At 61.3% G+C, this 18,619-nt stretch carries 18 protein-coding genes and 4 pseudogenes; 13 read left to right on the top strand and 9 right to left on the bottom strand.

Annotated features, from left to right (window positions below; all coding sequences use genetic code 11):
• Positions 1-87 precede the first annotated feature (87 nt).
• The 4 genes and pseudogenes from JGU72_RS07230 to JGU72_RS07240 all read right to left on the bottom strand — a co-directional run.
• On the bottom strand, positions 88-1,134 hold the full coding sequence (locus JGU72_RS07230; RefSeq protein WP_307828353.1) for an IS3 family transposase: 1,047 nt from the start codon (positions 1,132-1,134) through the stop codon (positions 88-90).
• Positions 1,086-1,220, bottom strand: coding sequence for a hypothetical protein (locus JGU72_RS31005; RefSeq protein ID WP_267908496.1), 135 nt, complete (start codon positions 1,218-1,220; stop codon positions 1,086-1,088). The genes JGU72_RS07230 and JGU72_RS31005 overlap by 49 nt, the downstream gene beginning before the upstream one ends.
• A 49-nt stretch (positions 1,221-1,269) precedes the next feature.
• Positions 1,270-1,461: a hypothetical protein gene (locus tag JGU72_RS07235; protein WP_199682974.1), complete on the bottom strand. Its 192-nt coding sequence runs from the start codon at positions 1,459-1,461 to the stop codon at positions 1,270-1,272.
• Between the two features lie 82 nt (positions 1,462-1,543).
• Positions 1,544-2,214 (bottom strand): annotated as a pseudogene (locus JGU72_RS07240) (transposase); the annotation flags it as partial.
• Between the two features lie 131 nt (positions 2,215-2,345).
• Here JGU72_RS07240 and istA point away from each other — a divergent pair.
• The 5 genes and pseudogenes from istA to JGU72_RS07265 all read left to right on the top strand — a co-directional run bounded on the left by istA (position 2,346) and on the right by JGU72_RS07265 (position 5,872).
• The gene (gene istA / locus JGU72_RS07245) at positions 2,346-3,587 is read left to right on the top strand and encodes an IS21 family transposase (protein WP_199682975.1); all 1,242 of its coding nucleotides are present in this window, start codon (positions 2,346-2,348) and stop codon (positions 3,585-3,587) included.
• Entirely contained in the window at positions 3,587-4,372 is a 786-nt protein-coding gene (istB, locus tag JGU72_RS07250; RefSeq protein WP_199682976.1) for an IS21-like element helper ATPase IstB, read from the top strand. The genes istA and istB overlap by 1 nt, the downstream gene beginning before the upstream one ends.
• A gap of 198 nt (positions 4,373-4,570) precedes the next feature.
• On the top strand, positions 4,571-4,882 hold the full coding sequence (locus JGU72_RS07255) for a transposase family protein (RefSeq protein WP_199682977.1): 312 nt from the start codon (positions 4,571-4,573) through the stop codon (positions 4,880-4,882).
• A pseudogene (locus JGU72_RS31405) lies at positions 4,786-5,439 on the top strand (transposase); the annotation flags it as partial. The gene JGU72_RS07255 and the pseudogene JGU72_RS31405, both read left to right, overlap by 97 nt.
• Positions 5,440-5,485: 46 nt before the next feature.
• Positions 5,486-5,872, top strand: coding sequence for a transposase (locus JGU72_RS07265; protein ID WP_169594514.1), 387 nt, complete (start codon positions 5,486-5,488; stop codon positions 5,870-5,872).
• A gap of 331 nt (positions 5,873-6,203) precedes the next feature.
• Here JGU72_RS07265 and JGU72_RS07270 read toward each other — a convergent pair whose 3' ends face one another.
• Positions 6,204-7,343: an alpha/beta hydrolase gene (locus JGU72_RS07270; RefSeq protein WP_307828334.1), complete on the bottom strand. Its 1,140-nt coding sequence runs from the start codon at positions 7,341-7,343 to the stop codon at positions 6,204-6,206.
• Positions 7,344-7,608: 265 nt separating this feature from the next.
• Complete coding sequence (locus JGU72_RS30615) at positions 7,609-8,124, bottom strand: transposase (RefSeq protein WP_374101094.1); 516 nt, start codon at positions 8,122-8,124, stop codon at positions 7,609-7,611.
• 481 nt (positions 8,125-8,605) lie between these two features.
• Between JGU72_RS30615 and JGU72_RS07280 the strand changes: the two genes are divergently transcribed.
• Positions 8,606-8,776, top strand: coding sequence for a hypothetical protein (locus JGU72_RS07280; RefSeq protein ID WP_169594508.1), 171 nt, complete (start codon positions 8,606-8,608; stop codon positions 8,774-8,776).
• Between the two features lie 330 nt (positions 8,777-9,106).
• On the opposite strand, the gene JGU72_RS07285 is transcribed toward JGU72_RS07280, so the two are convergent.
• Entirely contained in the window at positions 9,107-9,739 is a 633-nt protein-coding gene (locus tag JGU72_RS07285) for a TetR/AcrR family transcriptional regulator (protein ID WP_199682979.1), read from the bottom strand.
• 61 nt (positions 9,740-9,800) lie between these two features.
• Complete coding sequence (locus JGU72_RS07290; RefSeq protein ID WP_199682980.1) at positions 9,801-10,025, bottom strand: hypothetical protein; 225 nt, start codon at positions 10,023-10,025, stop codon at positions 9,801-9,803.
• A gap of 118 nt (positions 10,026-10,143) precedes the next feature.
• Between JGU72_RS07290 and JGU72_RS07295 the strand changes: the two genes are divergently transcribed.
• The 7 genes and pseudogenes from JGU72_RS07295 to JGU72_RS07325 form a co-directional block, all read left to right on the top strand.
• Complete coding sequence (locus JGU72_RS07295) at positions 10,144-10,980, top strand: SDR family NAD(P)-dependent oxidoreductase (RefSeq protein WP_199682981.1); 837 nt, start codon at positions 10,144-10,146, stop codon at positions 10,978-10,980.
• Between the two features lie 22 nt (positions 10,981-11,002).
• Positions 11,003-11,926 (top strand): ferritin family protein, encoded by a 924-nt coding sequence (locus tag JGU72_RS07300; protein WP_169594499.1) that lies wholly within the window; start codon positions 11,003-11,005, stop codon positions 11,924-11,926.
• On the top strand, positions 11,923-13,476 hold the full coding sequence (locus JGU72_RS07305; RefSeq protein ID WP_199683270.1) for a flavin-containing monooxygenase: 1,554 nt from the start codon (positions 11,923-11,925) through the stop codon (positions 13,474-13,476). The genes JGU72_RS07300 and JGU72_RS07305 overlap by 4 nt, the downstream gene beginning before the upstream one ends.
• A gap of 490 nt (positions 13,477-13,966) precedes the next feature.
• A complete protein-coding gene (locus JGU72_RS07310; RefSeq protein WP_199682982.1) occupies positions 13,967-15,520 on the top strand; it encodes an acyl-CoA synthetase in 1,554 nt (517 codons plus the stop codon).
• 161 nt (positions 15,521-15,681) lie between these two features.
• On the top strand, positions 15,682-17,034 hold the full coding sequence (locus tag JGU72_RS07315) for a Mu transposase domain-containing protein (protein WP_199682983.1): 1,353 nt from the start codon (positions 15,682-15,684) through the stop codon (positions 17,032-17,034).
• Positions 17,031-17,432: pseudogene (locus JGU72_RS07320) on the top strand (ATP-binding protein); the annotation flags it as partial. The gene JGU72_RS07315 and the pseudogene JGU72_RS07320, both read left to right, overlap by 4 nt.
• Before the next feature lie 108 nt (positions 17,433-17,540).
• A pseudogene (locus JGU72_RS07325) lies at positions 17,541-17,726 on the top strand (tyrosine-type recombinase/integrase); the annotation flags it as partial.
• Positions 17,727-17,874: 148 nt separating this feature from the next.
• On the opposite strand, the gene JGU72_RS07330 reads toward JGU72_RS07325, so the two are convergent.
• Positions 17,875-18,603 carry a DDE-type integrase/transposase/recombinase gene (locus JGU72_RS07330; RefSeq protein ID WP_199682984.1) on the bottom strand — a complete coding sequence of 243 codons (729 nt, stop codon included), beginning with the start codon at positions 18,601-18,603 and terminating at the stop codon, positions 17,875-17,877.
• Positions 18,604-18,619: the final 16 nt, after the last annotated feature.

Consider the following 18,619-nt stretch of genomic DNA (forward strand, 5'->3'; position numbering starts at 1 on the left):
GCAGGTTCGGTACACCCAACGGGTCGGGTGGGGCGAGCCGCCGTAGTCCGAGGCCGGAATTAGTCAAGTCAAGTGAGACAGTGAAGGTCAGTTCATCTGTGGTTGGGTAACGGGTTCGTTGATGAAGAAGACGGCTGGCATTTTCGGTGGTGTCGGTCGGCGAGAGAACCGTGCCGGGTTCGCCTGGTAGGCGGCGGTCAAAGTGATCTGACGGGCCTCGTCGACCGCGTCCGAGGTGCCGAAGTGGACCGAAGCTGGTGTGTGCCAGCCAATGCCGGAATGACGGTGAATGTGGTTGTATTCGTTGAAGAATCCTTCCAAGAATTGGCGCGCATCAGCCAGTGAGGCAAAGGCTTTCGGGAAATCGTGCAGATACTTGAGAGTCTTGAATTGCGACTCCGAGAAGGGATTATCATTCGAAACTCGTGGTCGCGAGTGCGACCTCGTGATCCCGAGGTTGTTCAGCAACGCCGACACCGGACCCGAGGTCATGGACGTGCCGCGATCGGCGTGCACCGTATGCGGGACAGCACCATTGCAGGTGATCGCTTCGTCGATGAAATCCTTTGCCAGATCAGCGCTTTCGTGAGCTGCCACGATCCACGCCGGGTTGTAACGGGAGTAGATGTCGATCAACGCGTACAGGTGAAACCAGACGCCTTTGCTGGGGCCGCGGAGTTTGGTGATGTCCCACGTCCAAACCTGCGAGGGCCCGTCGGCGAGAAGTTCGGGTTTGACCTTCGCCGGATGAGTTGCCAACCGGCGCCGTTCCCGGCTCTGACCTGCGGCGGACGCGATGCGGTACATGCTCGACATCGAGCACCAGTAGTTCCCTTCATCGAGTTCGCGGGCCCAGATCTGGCAGATCGCCAGGTCCGCGTACGCAGCGGTGTTGATGACGGTGAGCACGTGCGCTCGTTCGGCGGCGGTGAGTGCCTGACCGTTGTCCGGGACGGTCCTGGGCCTCTTCGGGCCGAGAACGGGTGGCTGCTGGTGGCGGTAGTGGGTGGCTCGTGATCGCCCGATCAGCTGACACGACCGGCGGATCGGGATCGATGCCTCCTGCAACTCGGCGAACGTGCTGCTCAGGGCTTCTTCGGTGACGTCGATGTGCCCGTGCTCTCGGAGACCGATTCCAAGAGCACGTGCAGTTTTCCCATGATCTCGAGCACCAGACGAACCGCCTTCTCACGAACCTCGGCTGAATAAATCTTCGACATGAGCAGTCACCTTTCCAATTGGGAAGGTGTGCATCAAAGCCGGGATGGTTCACTCCATCACATCCGTCGTCGATACCCGTGCCGGCTCCTTGCCGACGACCGAGAAGAACACCTTCAGGTCGTACGCCGTCGCCAGCACCGTGTTCGGTCGCGAGCGTGCCGCGACAAACCGCAGGTAGTCGTCGAGCAGCGGGTCACCCAGGCTGGCCCGGACCTGACCGTCCGGACCAGACGAACGCACCAAGCACGGTGTCCACAACATCGGCGCTTCCCGTCGCGGGTTGCGCCTATTCTCACGCCGTCTCGGCTCAAACCGTGGTATCGACACCCACATAACCACCGAAGAATTCCCATGCCGCCTCGCAGCCGGCGATCACCGCCGCCAACGTCTGCGAATAGGACAGCCAGACGAACATGTGCCGGCTGTAGACGGCGGTGAAGATCAACGCGTGCACCTTCCGAGCCCGCCCATCCTCCGGGTCGGTGAGCATCCCAAGTACCCGAAGTCGATCTGGCATTCGATGCCCGGGTCACCGTCGGCGACCCGCACGGTGAGGTTCCTGCTGCCGAAACCGCAACGCTCCGTGGCGAATCGGTGCAACGTCCGATACGGCACGACACATCCCTGCCGGGTGAGGAGCACCTCGATCTTGGTGATCGTCAACGGTGGGTGCTCCCCGTTACCGGCGACCCAGTCGGTGATCTGCTGCTCATGAGCCAGCAGTTGATCCCACGCCGCACCGTGCCCGTGCGGACGATCCGGCCGGACCGCTTCGACCACCGCCCCGACCAGGTCGTCGTCGATCGCCGAGGCATCTGCCGTTCGTTCCAATCCGGCAGTTTGGGCTGCCTCGACATACCGCCGGGCTGTGTTGCGGTCCACCCCGGCATGCTCGGCGATCGTGCGCAGACCGGGCGCCGGCAAACCGGCCGTGCCGAGCCACAACCGCAGTACTTCTCTGATCTCGTTCACACTGACCTCCCGAAAAGCCATGCCCGCCGCCCTCCATGATCACTGACCTGTCACGAACGATCGAACGAGCAAACGGGCTCTTGCTGACGACGGTCCAAAAGTAGACCAATAACGACGGTCGAAAAGCAGACCACCCAACCACGATCGGATGGGTGATCTCTTTGGAAGACTGGGCGTTGATCCGGCACTTGCATCACGGCGAGAAGTTGTCGCAGCGGGCTATCGCAACGAAGCTCGGGGTCGCGCGTGTCACGGTGGCTGCCGCGTTGGCGAGTGAGTCGCCGCCGAAGTATCACCGGCCGCCGGTCGATTCGGCGATCAATGCAGCGGAGCCGAAGATCCGTGCCTTGCTTGCGGCGTATCCGACGATGCCTGCGACGGTGATCGCGGAGCGTATCGGTTGGGTCGGGTCGATCACGTGGCTGCGGGAACGGGTCCGCGCTTTGCGACCGGAGTATGCGCCGGCCGATCCCGCCGACCGGCTCGATCATCAGCCGGGTCGGGCGGTGCAGTGCGATCTGTGGTTCCCGCCCGCCAAGATTCCGCTTGGACTCGGGCAGGTCGGTTGCCCTCCGGTACTGGTGATGGTGGCCGCGTTCTCGAGGTTCATCACCGCGACGATGCTGCCCTCACGCGTCACGATGGACCTCGTCGCCGGGATGTGGCAGCTGCTGTCGAACCAGCTCGGTGCTGTTCCTCACGAGTTGTGGTGGGACAACGAGACCGGCATCGGTCGCCGTGGCCGGTTGACCGATCCGGTCACCGCGTTCACGGGCACGCTGGCGACGAAGATCGTGCAACTCAAACCGTATGACCCGGAATCGAAGGGTGTGGTCGAGCGGGCGAATCAATATCTCGAGACGTCGTTCATGCCCGGCCGGGCCTTCACCTCACCGACCGACTTCAACACCCAACTCGCGGAGTGGTTGCCGATCGCGAACAACCGCACCGTACGCCGGATCGGCGGACGCCCAACCGATTTGGTTAGCACCGACACGAGAGCGATGTTGGCGTTGCCGCCCATGCCACCTCAAACCACGACCGTGACCCAGCAACGGCTGCCACGCGACTACTACGTGCGCGCGGCCGGCAACGACTACTCGGTCGACCCGTCGGCGATCGGGCAGATGGTCGACGTTCATGTCGGCCTGGCCGACATCACCGTGACTCGCGCCGGACACCGGGTTGCCCGCCATGACCGGTTGTGGGCGACCGGGCTGACCCTGACCGACCCGGCGCATGTCGACACCGCAGCCCGATTGCGACGCCAATTCCAGCAAACCCGAACAGACACCGACACCGCCCATCCGGTCCGCGACCTCGGTGACTACGACCGCGCCTTCGGCGTCGATTTCGATAGTGCCGGTACTGGTTTCGAGGGTGAGGTTGCCTGATGAGCACCGAAGAGCCGACCAAGCTGATCGAACACTACGCACATGCGTTGAAAGCGCCGCGGATTCGAGAGTCCGCTGCTCGGCTGGCAGACCAAGCCCGCGAAGGCAATTGGACCCACGAGGAATACCTCGCTGCGGTCCTCTCACGCGAGGTCGCCGCCCGCGAATCCTCCGGTGCCCAGATACGGATCCGCTCGGCTGGATTCCCGAACCGGAAATCGTTGGAGGAATTCAACTTCGACCATCAACCCACACTCGGTCGGGACGTGATCGCGCACCTCGGAACCGGGGCGTTTCTGACCACGGCCCGTAACGTCGTCTTGCTCGGCCCGCCCGGAACCGGCAAAACACACCTCGCGATCGGCCTCGCGATCAAAGCGGCTCAAACCGGACATCGCGTCGCATTCGCCACCGCAGTCGACTGGGTCGCAAGACTCAAAGCGGCCCACACCGCCGGGAAACTACCGGCCGAACTGGTCAAACTCCGTCGCATCGGGCTGATCGTTGTCGATGAAGTTGGATACATCCCTTTCGAACAAGACGCCGCGAACCTGTTCTTCCAACTGGTGTCCAGCCGCTACGAACATGCCTCGCTCATCCTGACCTCCAACCTTCCCTTTGCCCGCTGGGGCGACGTATTCGGCGACCAGGTCGTCGCCGCCGCAATGATCGACCGCATCGTCCACCACGCCGAAGTACTCACCCTCAAAGGTTCGAGCTATCGCCTCAAAGACACCGGAATCGACACATTGCCCTCAGCCCGCGCCGACAACGCGGCACAATAACTACACCACCGTGGTCTGCTTTTCGACCATCGAAACTGGTCTACTTTTGGACCGTCGTTGGCAGCTCTTCTCCATGAACCTGGGATTGGTGGGGAAACTTCCTGGGCGACTTGCCGGGTGAAATGACCTGATCGGGGGCCTGGGGCTCGCACGATCCGTGATTACGACCAAGTGATCACGATCGTGAAGGAGCCCCAGGTGGAACGTGATTTTAGCGGTTCTGTTGCTGTGCTGTTCGGGTTGGACGGGTTTCGTCTACTCGCTGCCGTAGAGATCGGCGGCGAGGTCGAAATACTCACGGACACTACCGCCGATGTCACGGGCTGCCCCGAATGCGGGGCCGTGGCACGGGCCAAGGACCGGCGCCCGGTATGGGTGCGCGACCTGCCGATCGCCGGTCGCCCGGTCGTGTTGTGCTGGCACAACGGATCTGGTGCTGTCCACATGCGTTGTGCCCCAGAAAGACTTGGACCGAACAGCATCCGGCGATCGCACCGCGTGCGTGTCTGACCGAACGCGCCCGGGCGTGGGCATTCGAGCAGGTCGGCATCCGTGATGCCGCGATATCGCACGTTGCAGACTTGTTGGGCGTGGGGTGGACGACGGTCATGCGGCTCGTCACCACCCGCGGAAACCCGATTATCGACGACCCGACACGACTGGACACGGTGACGGCCGTCGGGGTGGATGAAACCGCGTTCATGCGCGCGTGCGCGTCCCATTCCACGATGTACGCCACCGGGATCGCCGACCTGACTGCCGGCCGTCCTGCGCGGCTGCTCGACGTTGTCGCCGGCCGATCCGGCACCGTCCTGACTTCGTGGCTCGACCAGCGGGAGGACGCCTGGAAAGCGCGGGTCACGACCGCGTCGTTGGATCCGTTCCGCGGCTACGCCACCGCTCTGTCGCGCGAATTATCCACGGCGGTAAGCGTTTTGGACCCGTTCCATGTCGTCAAACTCGGGTTGACCGCCGTCGACGACGTGCGCCGCCGGGTGCAGACCGACACCTGCGGGCATCGTGGTCGGGTCGGTGACCCGCTCTACCGGATCCGCCGCGTCCTGCGCCGCCGGTGCGACCGGCTCACCGAAAAGGCCTGGCAACGTCTGCAGGATGGGCTCGATGCAGGACCCGGACGGCGAACTCTCCGCCGCTTGGTCGATCGCGCAAGATCTGATGTCCTGCTACAGGATTCGCGACAAAGACGCGGCCGAAGCGCTCATCGGCGCCGCCCGCGACTGCCCCGTTCCGGAAGTCGCCCGACTCGGCCGCACTCTCACGGCGTGGCGAACCGAATTCCTCGCCCATTTCGATCATCCGACCGTCTCCAACGGGCCGACCGAGGCATTGAATCTGCAGGTGAAGAACACCAAGCGAGTCGCTCGCGGATACCGCAACTTTCAGAATTACCGACTACGCCTCTTGCTCAACCACGGACGAATCAGAAATGATCACTTGACATCACGGATCCGAACCCGTCATCCCAGCTTGGTGGCGTAGAGCCAGCAAACGACGGGACCACCGGCGCGACGCGCCGGTGGTCCCATAACTGGCAAAACAGGTGGTCCCATCCCAGTGGCTAAATCAGCTCAACCTGGTCCCATGCTCATGGCGGGCGACATCCTCCAATTGACACCTGCTCAAACCTGGCGGATGTGGGCAGGACGCGGCGCGTACACGCCGATCCCGCCAGTCGAACTCGACGCGGCCTACGACAGTCGCAACAAAGCCCAGCAGCGTGCCGGCTCTCCACCACTGAGTCTCCGGACTCACCTGGTGATTCACGTTTCAAGTTGATTGTCCAGCATATCCGTGAAGTATCCCCCAGCAGTCATCCGGCCTCGGCTTGCGTCGAACCAGCCGTGGCCGTAGCAACGACAGATCTGACGAACTCACCGATGTCTGTAATAGCTCGGCGCGCGTCCGGGTTGAAATCTGCGCCAACCTGGAATACGTGCGGTGCCCGATCCCACACTTGAAGCCAATTGGACACGCCGTCTTCATTAAGTCGGCGTGCAAGCTCGGCCGCATCATGACGCAGAGCCTCGCGCGACCCCACCTGTTGCAGGAAGGGGCCGAGACCGGACAAATCGCAATGCACCGGGCACTGCAACACTGCTTCGGTTCCGTTCTTGGTGACAAATACGTCGTTAATGAACTTCAACGTTGCCGACGGAAACATGGCGTCCGGAAATGGCCGCATCGGGGGGAGTTTGGTGCGCATGTCGCAATCCGTAAGTCCGGAAAGCAAAACCTGAGCGGCGGGGAGGGGCAAACCCGCCTCCTTTATGCTGAGGGCGGTCATCGTAGCGAGAAAACCCCCGGCTGAATCTCCAGCGATAACAATGGAATTCGCGCTCGTTCCCGACGCGAGAAGCATTCGATATGCATCGAGTCCGTCAGCGATCGCATCGGCGATAGGACTGATCGGAAGCATCCTGTAGTCGACGCTCAACACCCGCGCGCACGCAGCACGCGAAATGTGACTGATCATTCGTCGGTGGCTTCCGAGCCCGCAGGTGATGAATGCGCCACCGTGTAAGTAGAGGATCGTAGGTGCGTCGGGTCCGACTGCTTCGGGTGCACTCACCCACTCCGCCTTGCAATGCGGGAGCTGAACGTTCTCGAGAAGTGTGTTCTTGATCGGCCGAGTCAAGACAGACGGTTTGTCGGCCAAAGCAAACGACATGCGCTGCAGAGTTTCGGGATTCCGGCTATTGCATGCGCGGCCCAGCAAAGTGAGTGCGAACAGCAGCGGCTTCAGCGTTCGGGCCATAACCGCCGCGTTGACACGCGTCTGCCACGCAGCGGGGCCGATCATTTCAACGTGAGGTCGATTCCATTTCTCTGAGTCTGGCTCGTAAATGCGATTCACGCCGAGTGGCACGGTCGTTCTCCTCATCAGTGCGGCACCATTACCGGCAACAAATGCCAGATTCGCTACTGGGAGTAGCGAAGTTGAACCTATCATGACAGTTTCGAATCGACCAGGTCAATAGTTCGCGTCGTCGATACATCAATGTTCGCGTGTTGCGCTCTTCATCGCATCGTTGCGCATTTGAGGTGACTGCCCGGTCGTTGATGCAATGCTGGCTCGCTTGGTTGTCGGTTGGTGAGTAGTCCGGCCGAGTGATCGACCGCGTGCGGAGTCTCACCGGCCATCACAAGGCGTCTCCCACAAGCACACCGATAAGCCGGACTGGCCAGGTCTCGTTAACCGAGTATGAGGGGTTGCATTAGAAGCAGCCACCTCCGATTCGCCGACAACGGTAGTTGGAGGTGTACGCGTCGAGCGTCCGGCTGTATTGGGCACCAACCGACTTGGGGTCGGCTTGATCGAACACCGAATGCGGCAGGCTCCGCACCGACTGCCATGACGTTTTCGGGGTAATCGACATCATAATCACCGCGCAGGAGGTGTGGCAGTGTTGCCAGCTCCCGCCGGGCACAATCGCCCCGACAGCGGCGATCAAGGCCGTCGTGGGCTTCGGAGGTGACCAGCGCGACGCCGGAGAGACCGCGTGCGACGCGGCCGCGGAAGAACGCCAATCCGGGCCGTCCTCGCTGCTGGTGACCTCGATTCCGAGAATCTCGCGGAACCCATTGGTCTTGACGCCGGTCGCGACCAGGGTTGTGCACGTTGACCACGCGCCCGTTCGCGGACCTTCAACACCATCCGTAGCGTTCTCGGAAACGCTCGTGCTGGAAGGGATTGCAGCATCCAGCAGGGCGTCGAGGGCGTCGAGGGCAATACTCTTGCGGAGACGACGATCGGGCTATTCAAACCGAGGCGGTCTCAAAGCGGAGTCCGTTCCTGAAGCGGCGGATAAAGACGATCGACGACTTCGAGTTCGCCACGATTGGAATGGGTCGGCTGGGTCAACCGGCGCCAGCGTCATATCACGCTCGACTACATCAGTCCCGATTTCGAGCCGGCGGATCACGCTCAAGGACCGACTCCCCGACCAGTGATGTTGCCGGCCAGAACGCGCGCTTGAGATCCCTGCGCACCGGCAGCCGCCTCGGTGAACGCATCATTCCCGTCATATCTGCCGCCCACGCGGGTTCTCGTCCCATTTCGCACGCTTACTCAACGAAGTCCAAGAACGGAATCTCGGCGGCCAACCTCCCGAAGCGTCCCTCGGATTCGGCTCCTATGAGACCCCCTGGGCATGGCTGCGTAAACTGCGGCGCGCGATCGTGCGTCCGGATCGCGACCAACTTGGCGGCATCGTGGAGGTCAACGATAGCTTCGTCGGCGGCAGAACCTGCGGAACTGCTGGCGGCGGTACCGACAAGCCGACCCTCGTCATCGCCGTCGAGAAGATCACCGCCATCAACTACGCCGCGTCCGGTTGCAATCAATCCCGCATTCCGACGACGAATTCCTGCTACCGGTCTTGAGGAACTTCATCGAACCCGGAACTCTAGTCCGCGCCGACGGTCGGGTCTGCTGCCAGTGCCTATTCGACGAGTACATCCACCAACTGGTCAACCTGAGCGCGTCACCAGACCTGCCCGGACGTCGAACTCCCTGGCGCACGTCAGCTCTCTGCTTAACGATGGGTCGCCGGCACCCGCACCACGGACTAAATTCGTAGCACCACGGCTATTGCCTCGACCAATTCACGATCCGATCCAACCGCCGAAACTGCATCCATCGCGACTTGTTGTTCTTTCGGCTACTCCAGCAAGCGCTCGCGAAAACCCGCACCCACCGCCTGCACGGATCCGCTAAGAATCTTGCCGGAGATACCGTTCCGACAGCGTCGCTGCCAGTCGACTCGTATGGTCGACGATATGCTGGGCATCCACGTCGAGCAGGCCAGATTGCCATGCGCTGATCAGCTCGACGAATCCACCGACGGCGACAAGGGTGTCCATGCGAAGACCGGTTTCATCGGCCCCCGGTCGCAAATGTGGTTGCGCGGCGAGAAGTACAAGTTCAGTCGCCTGTTGGAGCGCGGCCGCCCGGTGATCCTGAAGTGCGCTACCGACATGATGCATCAGGAGGATTTGAGCACGGCCGGTGTCACTCGCCGTGCGTTCTACGACGGCAGAAATCGCAGCGCGAAGGGTAACCAGCATCGGCTGATGCAGATTGCTAACGAATACGCCAGAAACTTCGCCGAACACTTCATCACGAGCGTTCTCCCACGCCGCGACGAGCAAAGCGTCGCGGTCTTTGAAGTCCTCGTAAAAATACCGATCGTTCAACGAGGTCCGGGAACAGACACCGCGCATCGTGACTGCGGCCCAGCCGCTTTCACCCCAAATCTCGGTCGCTGCGTCGATTAGCCGCTTCCTACGCTCGGCACGACGTTCCTCCGTGGTACGCCCACCCCACGTTCCAGCTGCTACACGCACACCCCCATCTTGACAAGGCGGACGGCGAACCGCAAACTGGTGGCATGTGCAGGCAATGGTGTCACGCGACACCAAAATGGTTCCGCGCGTCGCCGCCGCTGAAGTCCAGCCGCGGCAGCGAGAGTCGTCTTTGCGCGTGTGGCGTCCAGCGAACTGCTTTGGCTAGACGAACGCCGATGCTGGCCGAACTGTCGATGATCGACGCGGCCAGGGCAGCACCGAGCATCCCTTGTACCGGCGCGATCTGATCATTCTTTCGGACTCGCGCAAAAACCACGCGCGCCATCGGCGCACCGGCCGCACCTTTTCCAGGTGCTCTCAGGTTCCTTGCCGGAATCGGCTTGGCGCTAGGACTAACTGCCGTACCAGTCGGGCCGCCCAGGCTCACCATAAAGAGGAGACTCGTGAAAATTCTGTCGTTCGGTGGGTCCGACCGCCGTACTCAACAGGCCGATGCGGTGGTCACAGGCGCGGGCAGCGGAATCGGCCGCGCGTTTGCTTCTGAGCTTTCTCGCCGGGGCGGCCGGGTGGTGTGTGCGGACATTGATCCGATCCGGGCGAAAGAGACTGTCACGCTGATTACGGAAGCTGGTGGACGGGCCGTCGACTTCTGTTGCGACGTCTCTAACGAGCAACAGGTTCTCGAACTTGCCGACGCCTCGGAGCGTTGGTTGGGAAACGCGGTCGGCCTAGTGATTAACAACGCTGGAATCGGCGTCGGCGGAAATCTGATTGGCGAAACGGCGATGCGCGATTGGCGTCGGACTCTTGACGTCAATCTATGGGGCGTAATTCATGGATGCGAGGTATTCGTGCCGCGCTTGCGCGCGCGAGGTAACGGCGGAGTCATCAACGTGGCCTCGGCAGCCAGTTTCGGTGCGGCACCTCGGATGGGTGCCTACAACGTGAGCAAAGCCGGTGTCCTGGCGCTGTCGGAAACACTGGCGGCAGAACTCAGCGGGACCGGCGTCGCGGTCACGGTGCTGTGCCCGACTTTCGTCAAGACCAACATCATAGACAGTAAGGAGATCGAGCAGTCTGCCGCCAAGCTGGCGGCCACGCTTATGAAGTGGACCGGTGTGTCCGCGGAGTCGGTTGCGCGAAGCACCCTCGACGCACACGACCGCGGGCAACTTCATGTTCTTCCGCAATTCGACGCAAAGATTGCGTGGCAAATTAAACGGGCGGCGCCTGCCACGTACACGCGGGCACTCGGCCTGATCGAGAGAATCGCGCGATAACCAACAAGGAAGTAGGAGAACAATGACGTTCGAATACAGCGAAATGCTGAAAACGATCAAGGATCGACAGTGGGCTCTGGCCGATATCGACTGGGACGCACCAGGTGCGGAGCTGATTACCGACGAGCAGCGTCCCACCCTCAAACAATTCATGTCCGATGTGGTGTGGATCGAACATGTTGGCGCCCGAGCCTTCGCAGCAATGGCACCCAAGGCGCCCTTCGAGGATCTCAAGAATATCTACACCTACTTCCACGCCGAGGAACAGCGTCATGCCAACGCCGAGTTGGCGTTGATGCACCGCTGGGGAATGCTCGAAGAAGGCGAAACGCCCGTGCCGAACAAAAACATTCGCCTCGTGATCGAGTGGTTGGACCGCTACGCTGACGATCTCCCTCTCACGGTGATCGGATCAGCGATCCCAGCACTGGAATGCGCCCTCGACGGCGCGCTGCTGAAGTTTTTGCTCGATGAAGTTCACGACCCTGTATGTGGTGAAGTCTTCAAGAATATCAACAACGACGAGTCACGGCATTTGGCAGTCGGCTTCCAGGTACTCGACCAACTCGGTGCGAGCCCCATCCGCCGACACGTGATCGAAATGGCGGGAACATTGCTACGGCCGGACTTTGCTCTCGGCTTCGTGCTGTACGCCCCTCTGCTGGCCAGGATGATGGCAAACATTGCCGCGATGGGACTGTCCGAGGAGAAGTTGTACAACGCGGTCAACCGGTACTCGAATGTGGGAGACCGAAGCGAAAACACTCGGCGGTTGCCGACTTATCACCTCATGAAGTACCACATGGCGATTGCCATCAAACAGACACAGCCCTTCCAGTATGTCGCCGAGAAAATGGGTATTGCGATCGACCACTTCCCAACTCGGGTGCTCGGCAAAGTCCCCTCGTGGACGAAGGAACTCACATACGAACCGGTGTCGAGATGACAGAGACATCGACGGTTCTGATCATCGGAGCTGGGTTCGCCGGCCTTGGCACCGCTATCCGGCTGTTGCAAAAGGGGATCGACGACTTTGTCATCCTCGAACGTGGCCACGAGGTAGGCGGCACCTGGCGTGATAACACATACCCCGGCGCCGCATGCGATATTCCGTCGCTGCTCTACTCGTACTCTTTCGAGCCGAACCCGGAGTGGTCGCGCACGTACTCCAGTAGCGACGAGATCCTCGGTTACATAAAGCACATCGTGGGCAAGTATCAGCTCGAGCAGCATATCCGTTTCGGAGCGAATGTCACAGGAATCGGCTTCGATGACGAAACCGGGACGTGGACGGCGGAAACGGAGGGTGGTACTGCCTATCGCGGACGGACGGCAGTTGTAGCGTCGGGACCGCTAGCAAATGCGAGCCTGCCCGATATACGTGGGCTCGATTCTTTTGCGGGCCACAAAATCCACAGCGCTCGCTGGGATCATAGTTATGACATTTCCGACAAGCGGATAGCGGTGATCGGTACGGGCGCCAGTGCCGTGCAGATTATTCCGGAAGTGGTCAAAGCTGCGCATAGCGTCAAAGTGTTTCAGCGCACTGCGGGTTGGGTCCTGCCCCGCGTGGACTTGCCTCATCCCGAATGGACGAAGTCGATGTTCCGTCGACTGCCGATTACGGAGAGTTCTGCGCGACAGGCGTGGTTCTGGCTTCACGAGATGATGGCGCTCGGCATGGTGTGGGACACGCCCGTCACCACCGCGATCCAATGGGTCGCGCGGGCGAATCTGCGCCGACAAGTGAACGATTCATGGACCAGATACCAGCTCATGCCCGATTTCCGCCCTGGGTGCAAGCGAATGCTGATGAGCAACGACTACTACCCGGCTCTTCAGCAGGACAATTGCAAGCTGATCACATGGCCAATTGCGACGTTAGCGCCAAACGGGATTCGCACCGCGGACGGGATCGAACACGAGGTGGATTGCATTGTTTTCGCGACAGGATTCGACGTATGCAAAACCGGCACCCCCTTTCGTGTGACCGGCCTGGGCGGGCGGCAACTCGCTGAGGAATGGTCTCGTGGCTCCTATGCATACAAGAGCGTCAGCGTGTCTGGATACCCAAACCTGTTCTTCACCTTCGGTCCAAACTCCGGTCCGGGGCATAACTCAGCTCTGGTCTACATGGAGTCCGCGATCGATTACATCGTCAAGGCCGTTAAATTCATCGTCGAAGATGATTTGCTCAGCTTCGACGTGCGCGCGGATCGCCAGCAAGAGTTTCACCACCAGGTGCAGCGTCGACTTGCGCGGACCACCTGGAACTCGGGCTGCAAGAGTTGGTACCTCACTGCAGACGGTTACAACGGCACGATGTTTCCCGGCTTCGCGACGCAGTTCGCGCGGCAGTTAGCTTCCATCGAACCGCGAGACCATGTGACGTCCAATCTGGTGACACGCGAAGAAAAGGACGGACAGGGGCCGTCGCCGGCCAACTTGAGTCCGCGGGGGGATTGGCCTGCCTTGCTGGCACCGTCGTCGGATTAGGAATGATTTCCCGATACCGGATCCCAGTCCGGCTGCGCTTGTGCAGTGCCGAACCGAAAGTCGAGTGGAGGACACCGCTGAAGTGAATAACCGGATTTTCCGAGAGGCTCCCGCGGGTGTCACCGGCAATTCCTTGGCAAATTGCCATCCCACGCCAATGCCAGTACTTCGACAGTCACCACGACTTCCATCTCGACCTACTAAGACGAATCGAACGTCCTGGCGCCGTACTGGATTCGGTTTGACGGGCTACACGTTCGAAGCAATAGCGCCGCTAGGTGGCTATCGCCGCGTTGAACTCTCTGAAACCGCCTAGTAACTTTGGCTGGAGCGGTTTTAGGGAATCAAGTGGGTGTTAAGCGTCGCGATCGACGGTGCGGAATGTGCGGAGCGCACGGATAACCCCGAAGACTTTTGATGACGCCGCTCAATACAGCAACAAAATTCCCCGATCTTAATCGATACCAACTTTGCAGACGAGGAGCACAGGATGGACAACGGAATCGGCGGTTGGGTTACCAAGCGCGCCTTTCTGAACGGGGACAAGACAGCCTTCGTGGCCGGCGAACGCACATTGAGTTATAGGGACGTCGAGCGTCGCACAAACAAACTCGGGTCCGCGCTATTTGACCTGGGTGTGCGCAAGGGTGACCGGGTCGCTGCGTTGCTGTTCAATTCGGTGGAGTTCATGGAGGTGCTGATCGCCACCGCCAAGATCGGAGCCATCCTAGTGCCAATCAATGTGCGGCTGGGTGCAGGCGAGATCGGCTATATTCTTGCCGATTCCGGTGCGGACACGTTCGTGGTCCACCAACCCCTCGCCGCGACTGGACGGGCGGCTGTGGCGGAGCCCGAAGTGCGGGTCCGCAATATGATTACGGTGGGTGGTGAGCCGAGCAACGCCGAGTTCCGCTACACCGAGCTGCTGGACGGCGGTTCTCCTGAGCCGCTCCGCGCCTATGTCGAGGGTCGTGACGTCGCGTTCATCATGTACACGTCGGGCACCACGGGGCGTCCGAAGGGCGCAATGCTGACCCACGACAATCTACTATGGAACGCGATCAACGTGCTGGCCACCGAGCAAGGCCTGAGACAGAGCGACATCACAGTCACTGTGGCGCCCATGTTCCATATCGGCGGGCTTGGCGTGCATACTCTACCGCTGCTCTACGTCGGCGGGACCAACGTGATACTGCCGTCTTTCGACCCGGCCGCGACATTGAAGGTGATGGCGCTGTGTCGAGCGACCGTGCAGTTCATGGTGCCCGCTATGTGGGCGGCGATCACCCAGGTGCCGGACTTCGACAAGTACGATCTGTCGGCCCTGAGATTGGCCATGGTCGGTGGTGCCCCGTGCCCGTTGCCGGTGATCGAGTTCATGCAGCAGCGCGGCGTCCCCTTTACCGAGGGTTTCGGGATGACCGAGACGGCACCTCTGGTGTCTATCCTCGATGCTGCGCACGTTGTCGAGAAGGCAGGTTCGATCGGTCGCGTGGCTATGCATGTCGAGAGCCTCATCGTCGACGGTGACGATCGCGGCGTCGCGGCCGGTGCCGTAGGAGAGCTAATTGTGCGCGGCCCCAACGTGTTCAGCGGATACTGGATGCGTCCCGAGGCCACCGCTGACGCGTTTCGTGGTGGCTGGTTTCACACCGGGGACCTCGGCCGGATCGACGAGCAAGGTTTCATAACTCTGGTCGACCGCAAGAAGGACATGATTATCTCCGGTGGCGAAAACGTCTATCCCATCGAAGTCGAGCAGACCCTTTACCACCATCCTGGTGTGCGCGACGCCGCAGTTGTTGGCGGTCCCGACGAAAGGTGGGGTGAACGCGTGGTCGCGGTGGTCGTCGCGGCCCCCGAAGCACAGCAGCCAAACGCTGAAGAGTTGATCGCATGGTGCCGGGAGCGATTGGCCCATTTCAAGTGCCCGCGCGAGGTGCACTTCGTGACCGAACTCCCCCGCAACGCCACCGGCAAACTACTAAAGACTGATTTGCGCTCGCGGTTCACGGGCGTCGCAGGAGGCGTGGTTCAACGCTGACGGAAATTGTGTGATCGCGCCGTTGACGGCGCTCGTTGAAACTGCCCAGTTCTGCTCACCGAAAGTGCTCACCCGTGTGGCTCCGCCGATGAGGGCGGGCCTCCTTCGATGCTGGTGGTCTCTGACCACACACCAGCCATTCGAGGGAGACCCGCTTTCTCATGCTCACATGGGAGGACGACTTGGAAATACACGCCCTACACAAACGAGGATGGTCGATCTCGGCCATCGCCCGACACACCGGTAGAAACCGCAGAACAGTCCGCAATTACCTCAACGGCGTCACCACCCCCGGCGCCCGCAAACCCGCCACACCCGATTCGTTCGAACTGTTCATCGACTACGTCACCCACCGACTACGCGAAGATCCGCACCTGTGGGCCCGCACGCTGTGCGACGAACTCGAAGACCTCGGCTACCCCCTGTCCTATCCGACACTGACGCGGCAGATCCGCCAGCGCAAACTCCGCCCGATCTGCGCAGACTGTGCCAGTGTCCTGGACCGTCCGAGTGCGGTGATCGAACACCCGCCCGGTGGCGAAACCCAATGGGACTGGGTCGATCTGCCGAACCCGCCCGCCTCATGGGAATGGGGATCGACAGCGCATCTGCTGGTCGGATCACTCGCGCACTCCGGGCGATGGCGCGGCGTCCTGGCACCGGCCACGACGCAACCGCACTTGGTCGACGGACTCGACCGGGTCTCCCGCAAGCTGGGCGGGCTCACCCGTAGTTGGCGTTTCGACCGGATGGCCACAGTCTGTCACCCTGAATCAGGCAGGGTGACAGCCAGTTTCGCTGGTGTCGCGAAGCACTACGCGGTCGCGGTATCGATCTGCCCGCCCCGCTCCGGCAATCGCAAAGGTGTGGTCGAGAAGGCCAATCACACTGCCGCCCAACGATGGTGGCGCACCATGGCCGACGATGTCACCGTCGAACAAGCCCAACGAAGTCTCGACAAGTTCTGCTCCCTGCGTGGCGACACCCGGCTGCGACCCACCGCCGACGGTAAATCCTCGGTGGCGACGGTCGCTGCGGCCGAACCGGTGGCGGCACTACCTGTTGCGGCTTATCCCGCGATTCTGACGGAAACACGCACGGTGTCCCGCCAGGCGTTGGTGTCTTACCGCGGCAATCGGTACTCGGTGCCTCCGGAACTTGCCTCGGCACAGGTCACTGTCACACGAGTGTTGGGGTCGGACGTGATCGACATCGTCACCACCTCCCAGATCACCATCGCCCGCCACCAACTCGCTGCCGACGGTGCCGGGGTGATGGTCCGCGACCATGGCCACGTCTACGCCCTCGACCACGCCGCAATGGCCGGTGCCACCGGCGGTGGTCGACCGCATCGCCGCAAGGAACGGATCCCACCCGGACCTGACTCGTTGGCGGCGGCGGAAACATTGCGCCGCAACAATTCCCAACCCGATACCGTCTCGACGCCCGTACCGACGGTGATCGATCTATCCGCCTACGAGCGTGCTGCGCACGGAAGGAACACCCTGTCATGACCGCCACCGGACCCGTCACCGCGACCTCAGACGCGGTGCCCGCGCCGAACACCGCCGCAGCAGCGAGTCTCTACCAACGCTTGCGTGGACATCTGGCGGTACTGAAATTGCACGACGCGGCCGAAGCATTGCCGTCGGTCCTGGACCGAGCGGCCAAGGACGGCACGACGATGACCGCCACCCTCGAAGAACTGCTGTCCATCGAAGTGGCGGCGACCGAGGCTCGGCGCCTGACCGGTCGGCTGCGGTTCGCGTGCCTACCGACACCGGCATCCCTCGACGATTTCGACTACGATGCCGCCCCGGGATTGGACCGCAAGCTGATCGCCGAGCTCGGGACCTGTCGATACCTCGAGACTGCGACGAACATCTTGCTGATCGGGCCACCGGTTACAGGGGTGAAAACACGCTCTCATCAACGTCTATGACGAAAGGTGTCAGAGTCTCCTGCCATCGTTGATTCACCGTTATCAGCAGGTGTTCTTCGACGAGAAGGAACGGCAACGATGGCGTATCCCGTTGCGGTGGCTCCGACAGGTGAGGCACGGACCTGGACGGTGCTCGACGAGGGCTACCGAAGTGTCGGACCGGTCGAGGAATGGCTCGAAGCGCATCGGCATCTGTGGTCGCCGAACACGGTCCGCGGATATGCGACCTCACTGGCCCAGTGGTGGAGCTTCCTCGAGCAACGTGCCAGCGGACACGTCAGACTCCGGATGGGCGGACAGTTAGCTCCGGGCTGACGGACACGAGTTCTCCGGATCGGTGGACACGAGATTTCCGGCTCAGCGGACGGCGGGGTCGCGACGGAATTAGTCAAGTCAAGTGAGACAGTGAAGGTCAGTTCATCTGTGGTTGGGTAACGGGTTCGTTGATGAAGAAGACGGCTGGCATTTTCGGTGGTGCCGGTCGGCGAGAGAACCGTGCCGGGTTCGCCTGGTAGGCGGCGGTCAAAGTGATCTGACGGGCCTCGTCGACCGCGTCCGAGGTGCCGAAGTGGACCGAAGCTGGTGTGTGCCAGCCAATGCCGGAATGACGGTGAATGTGGTTGTATTCGTTGAAGAATCCTTCCAAGAATTGGCGCGCATCAGCCAGTGAGGCAAAGGCTTTCGGGAAATCGTGCAGATACTTGAGAGTCTTGAATTGCGACTCCGAGAAGGGATTATCATTCGAAACTCGTGGTCGCGAGTGCGACCTCGTGATCCCGAGGTTGTTCAGCAACGCCGACACCGGACCCGAGGTCATGGACGTGCCGCGATCGGCGTGCACCGTATGCGGGACAGCACCATTGCAGGTGATCGCTTCGTCGATGAAATCCTTTGCCAGATCAGCGCTTTCGTGAGCTGCCACGATCCACGCCGGGTTGCAACGGGAGTAGATGTCGATCAACGCGTACAGGTGAAACCAGACGCCTTTGCTGGGGCCGCGGAGTTTGGTGATGTCCCACGTCCAAACCTGCGAGGGCCCGTCGGCGAGAAGTTCGGGTTTGACCTTCGCCGGATGAGTTGCCAACCGGCGCCGTTCCCGGCTCTGACCTGCGGCGGACGCGATGCGGTACATGCTCGACATCGAGCACTGAACCGTC

This window comes from Antrihabitans auranticaus (genome assembly GCF_016481275.1).
In the GTDB taxonomy this organism is placed as follows: domain Bacteria; phylum Actinomycetota; class Actinomycetes; order Mycobacteriales; family Mycobacteriaceae; genus Antrihabitans.

What these genes read in the sequence shown, in the direction of transcription:
- JGU72_RS07305 (WP_199683270.1), top strand. Translation starts at nt 11,923, where the DNA reads ATGACAGAGACATCGACGGTTCTGATCATCGGAGCTGGGTTCGCCGGC.
- JGU72_RS07270 (WP_307828334.1), bottom strand. Translation starts at nt 7,343, where the DNA reads ATGATAGGTTCAACTTCGCTACTCCCAGTAGCGAATCTGGCATTTGTT.
- JGU72_RS07265 (WP_169594514.1), top strand. Translation starts at nt 5,486, where the DNA reads ATGGGCTCGATGCAGGACCCGGACGGCGAACTCTCCGCCGCTTGGTCG.
- JGU72_RS31005 (WP_267908496.1), bottom strand. Translation starts at nt 1,220, where the DNA reads ATGTCGAAGATTTATTCAGCCGAGGTTCGTGAGAAGGCGGTTCGTCTG.
- JGU72_RS07300 (WP_169594499.1), top strand. Translation starts at nt 11,003, where the DNA reads ATGACGTTCGAATACAGCGAAATGCTGAAAACGATCAAGGATCGACAG.
- JGU72_RS07330 (WP_199682984.1), bottom strand. Translation starts at nt 18,603, where the DNA reads ATGTCGAGCATGTACCGCATCGCGTCCGCCGCAGGTCAGAGCCGGGAA.
- istB (WP_199682976.1), top strand. Translation starts at nt 3,587, where the DNA reads ATGAGCACCGAAGAGCCGACCAAGCTGATCGAACACTACGCACATGCG.
- JGU72_RS07310 (WP_199682982.1), top strand. Translation starts at nt 13,967, where the DNA reads ATGGACAACGGAATCGGCGGTTGGGTTACCAAGCGCGCCTTTCTGAAC.
- JGU72_RS07290 (WP_199682980.1), bottom strand. Translation starts at nt 10,025, where the DNA reads ATGGCGCGCGTGGTTTTTGCGCGAGTCCGAAAGAATGATCAGATCGCG.
- JGU72_RS07315 (WP_199682983.1), top strand. Translation starts at nt 15,682, where the DNA reads ATGCTCACATGGGAGGACGACTTGGAAATACACGCCCTACACAAACGA.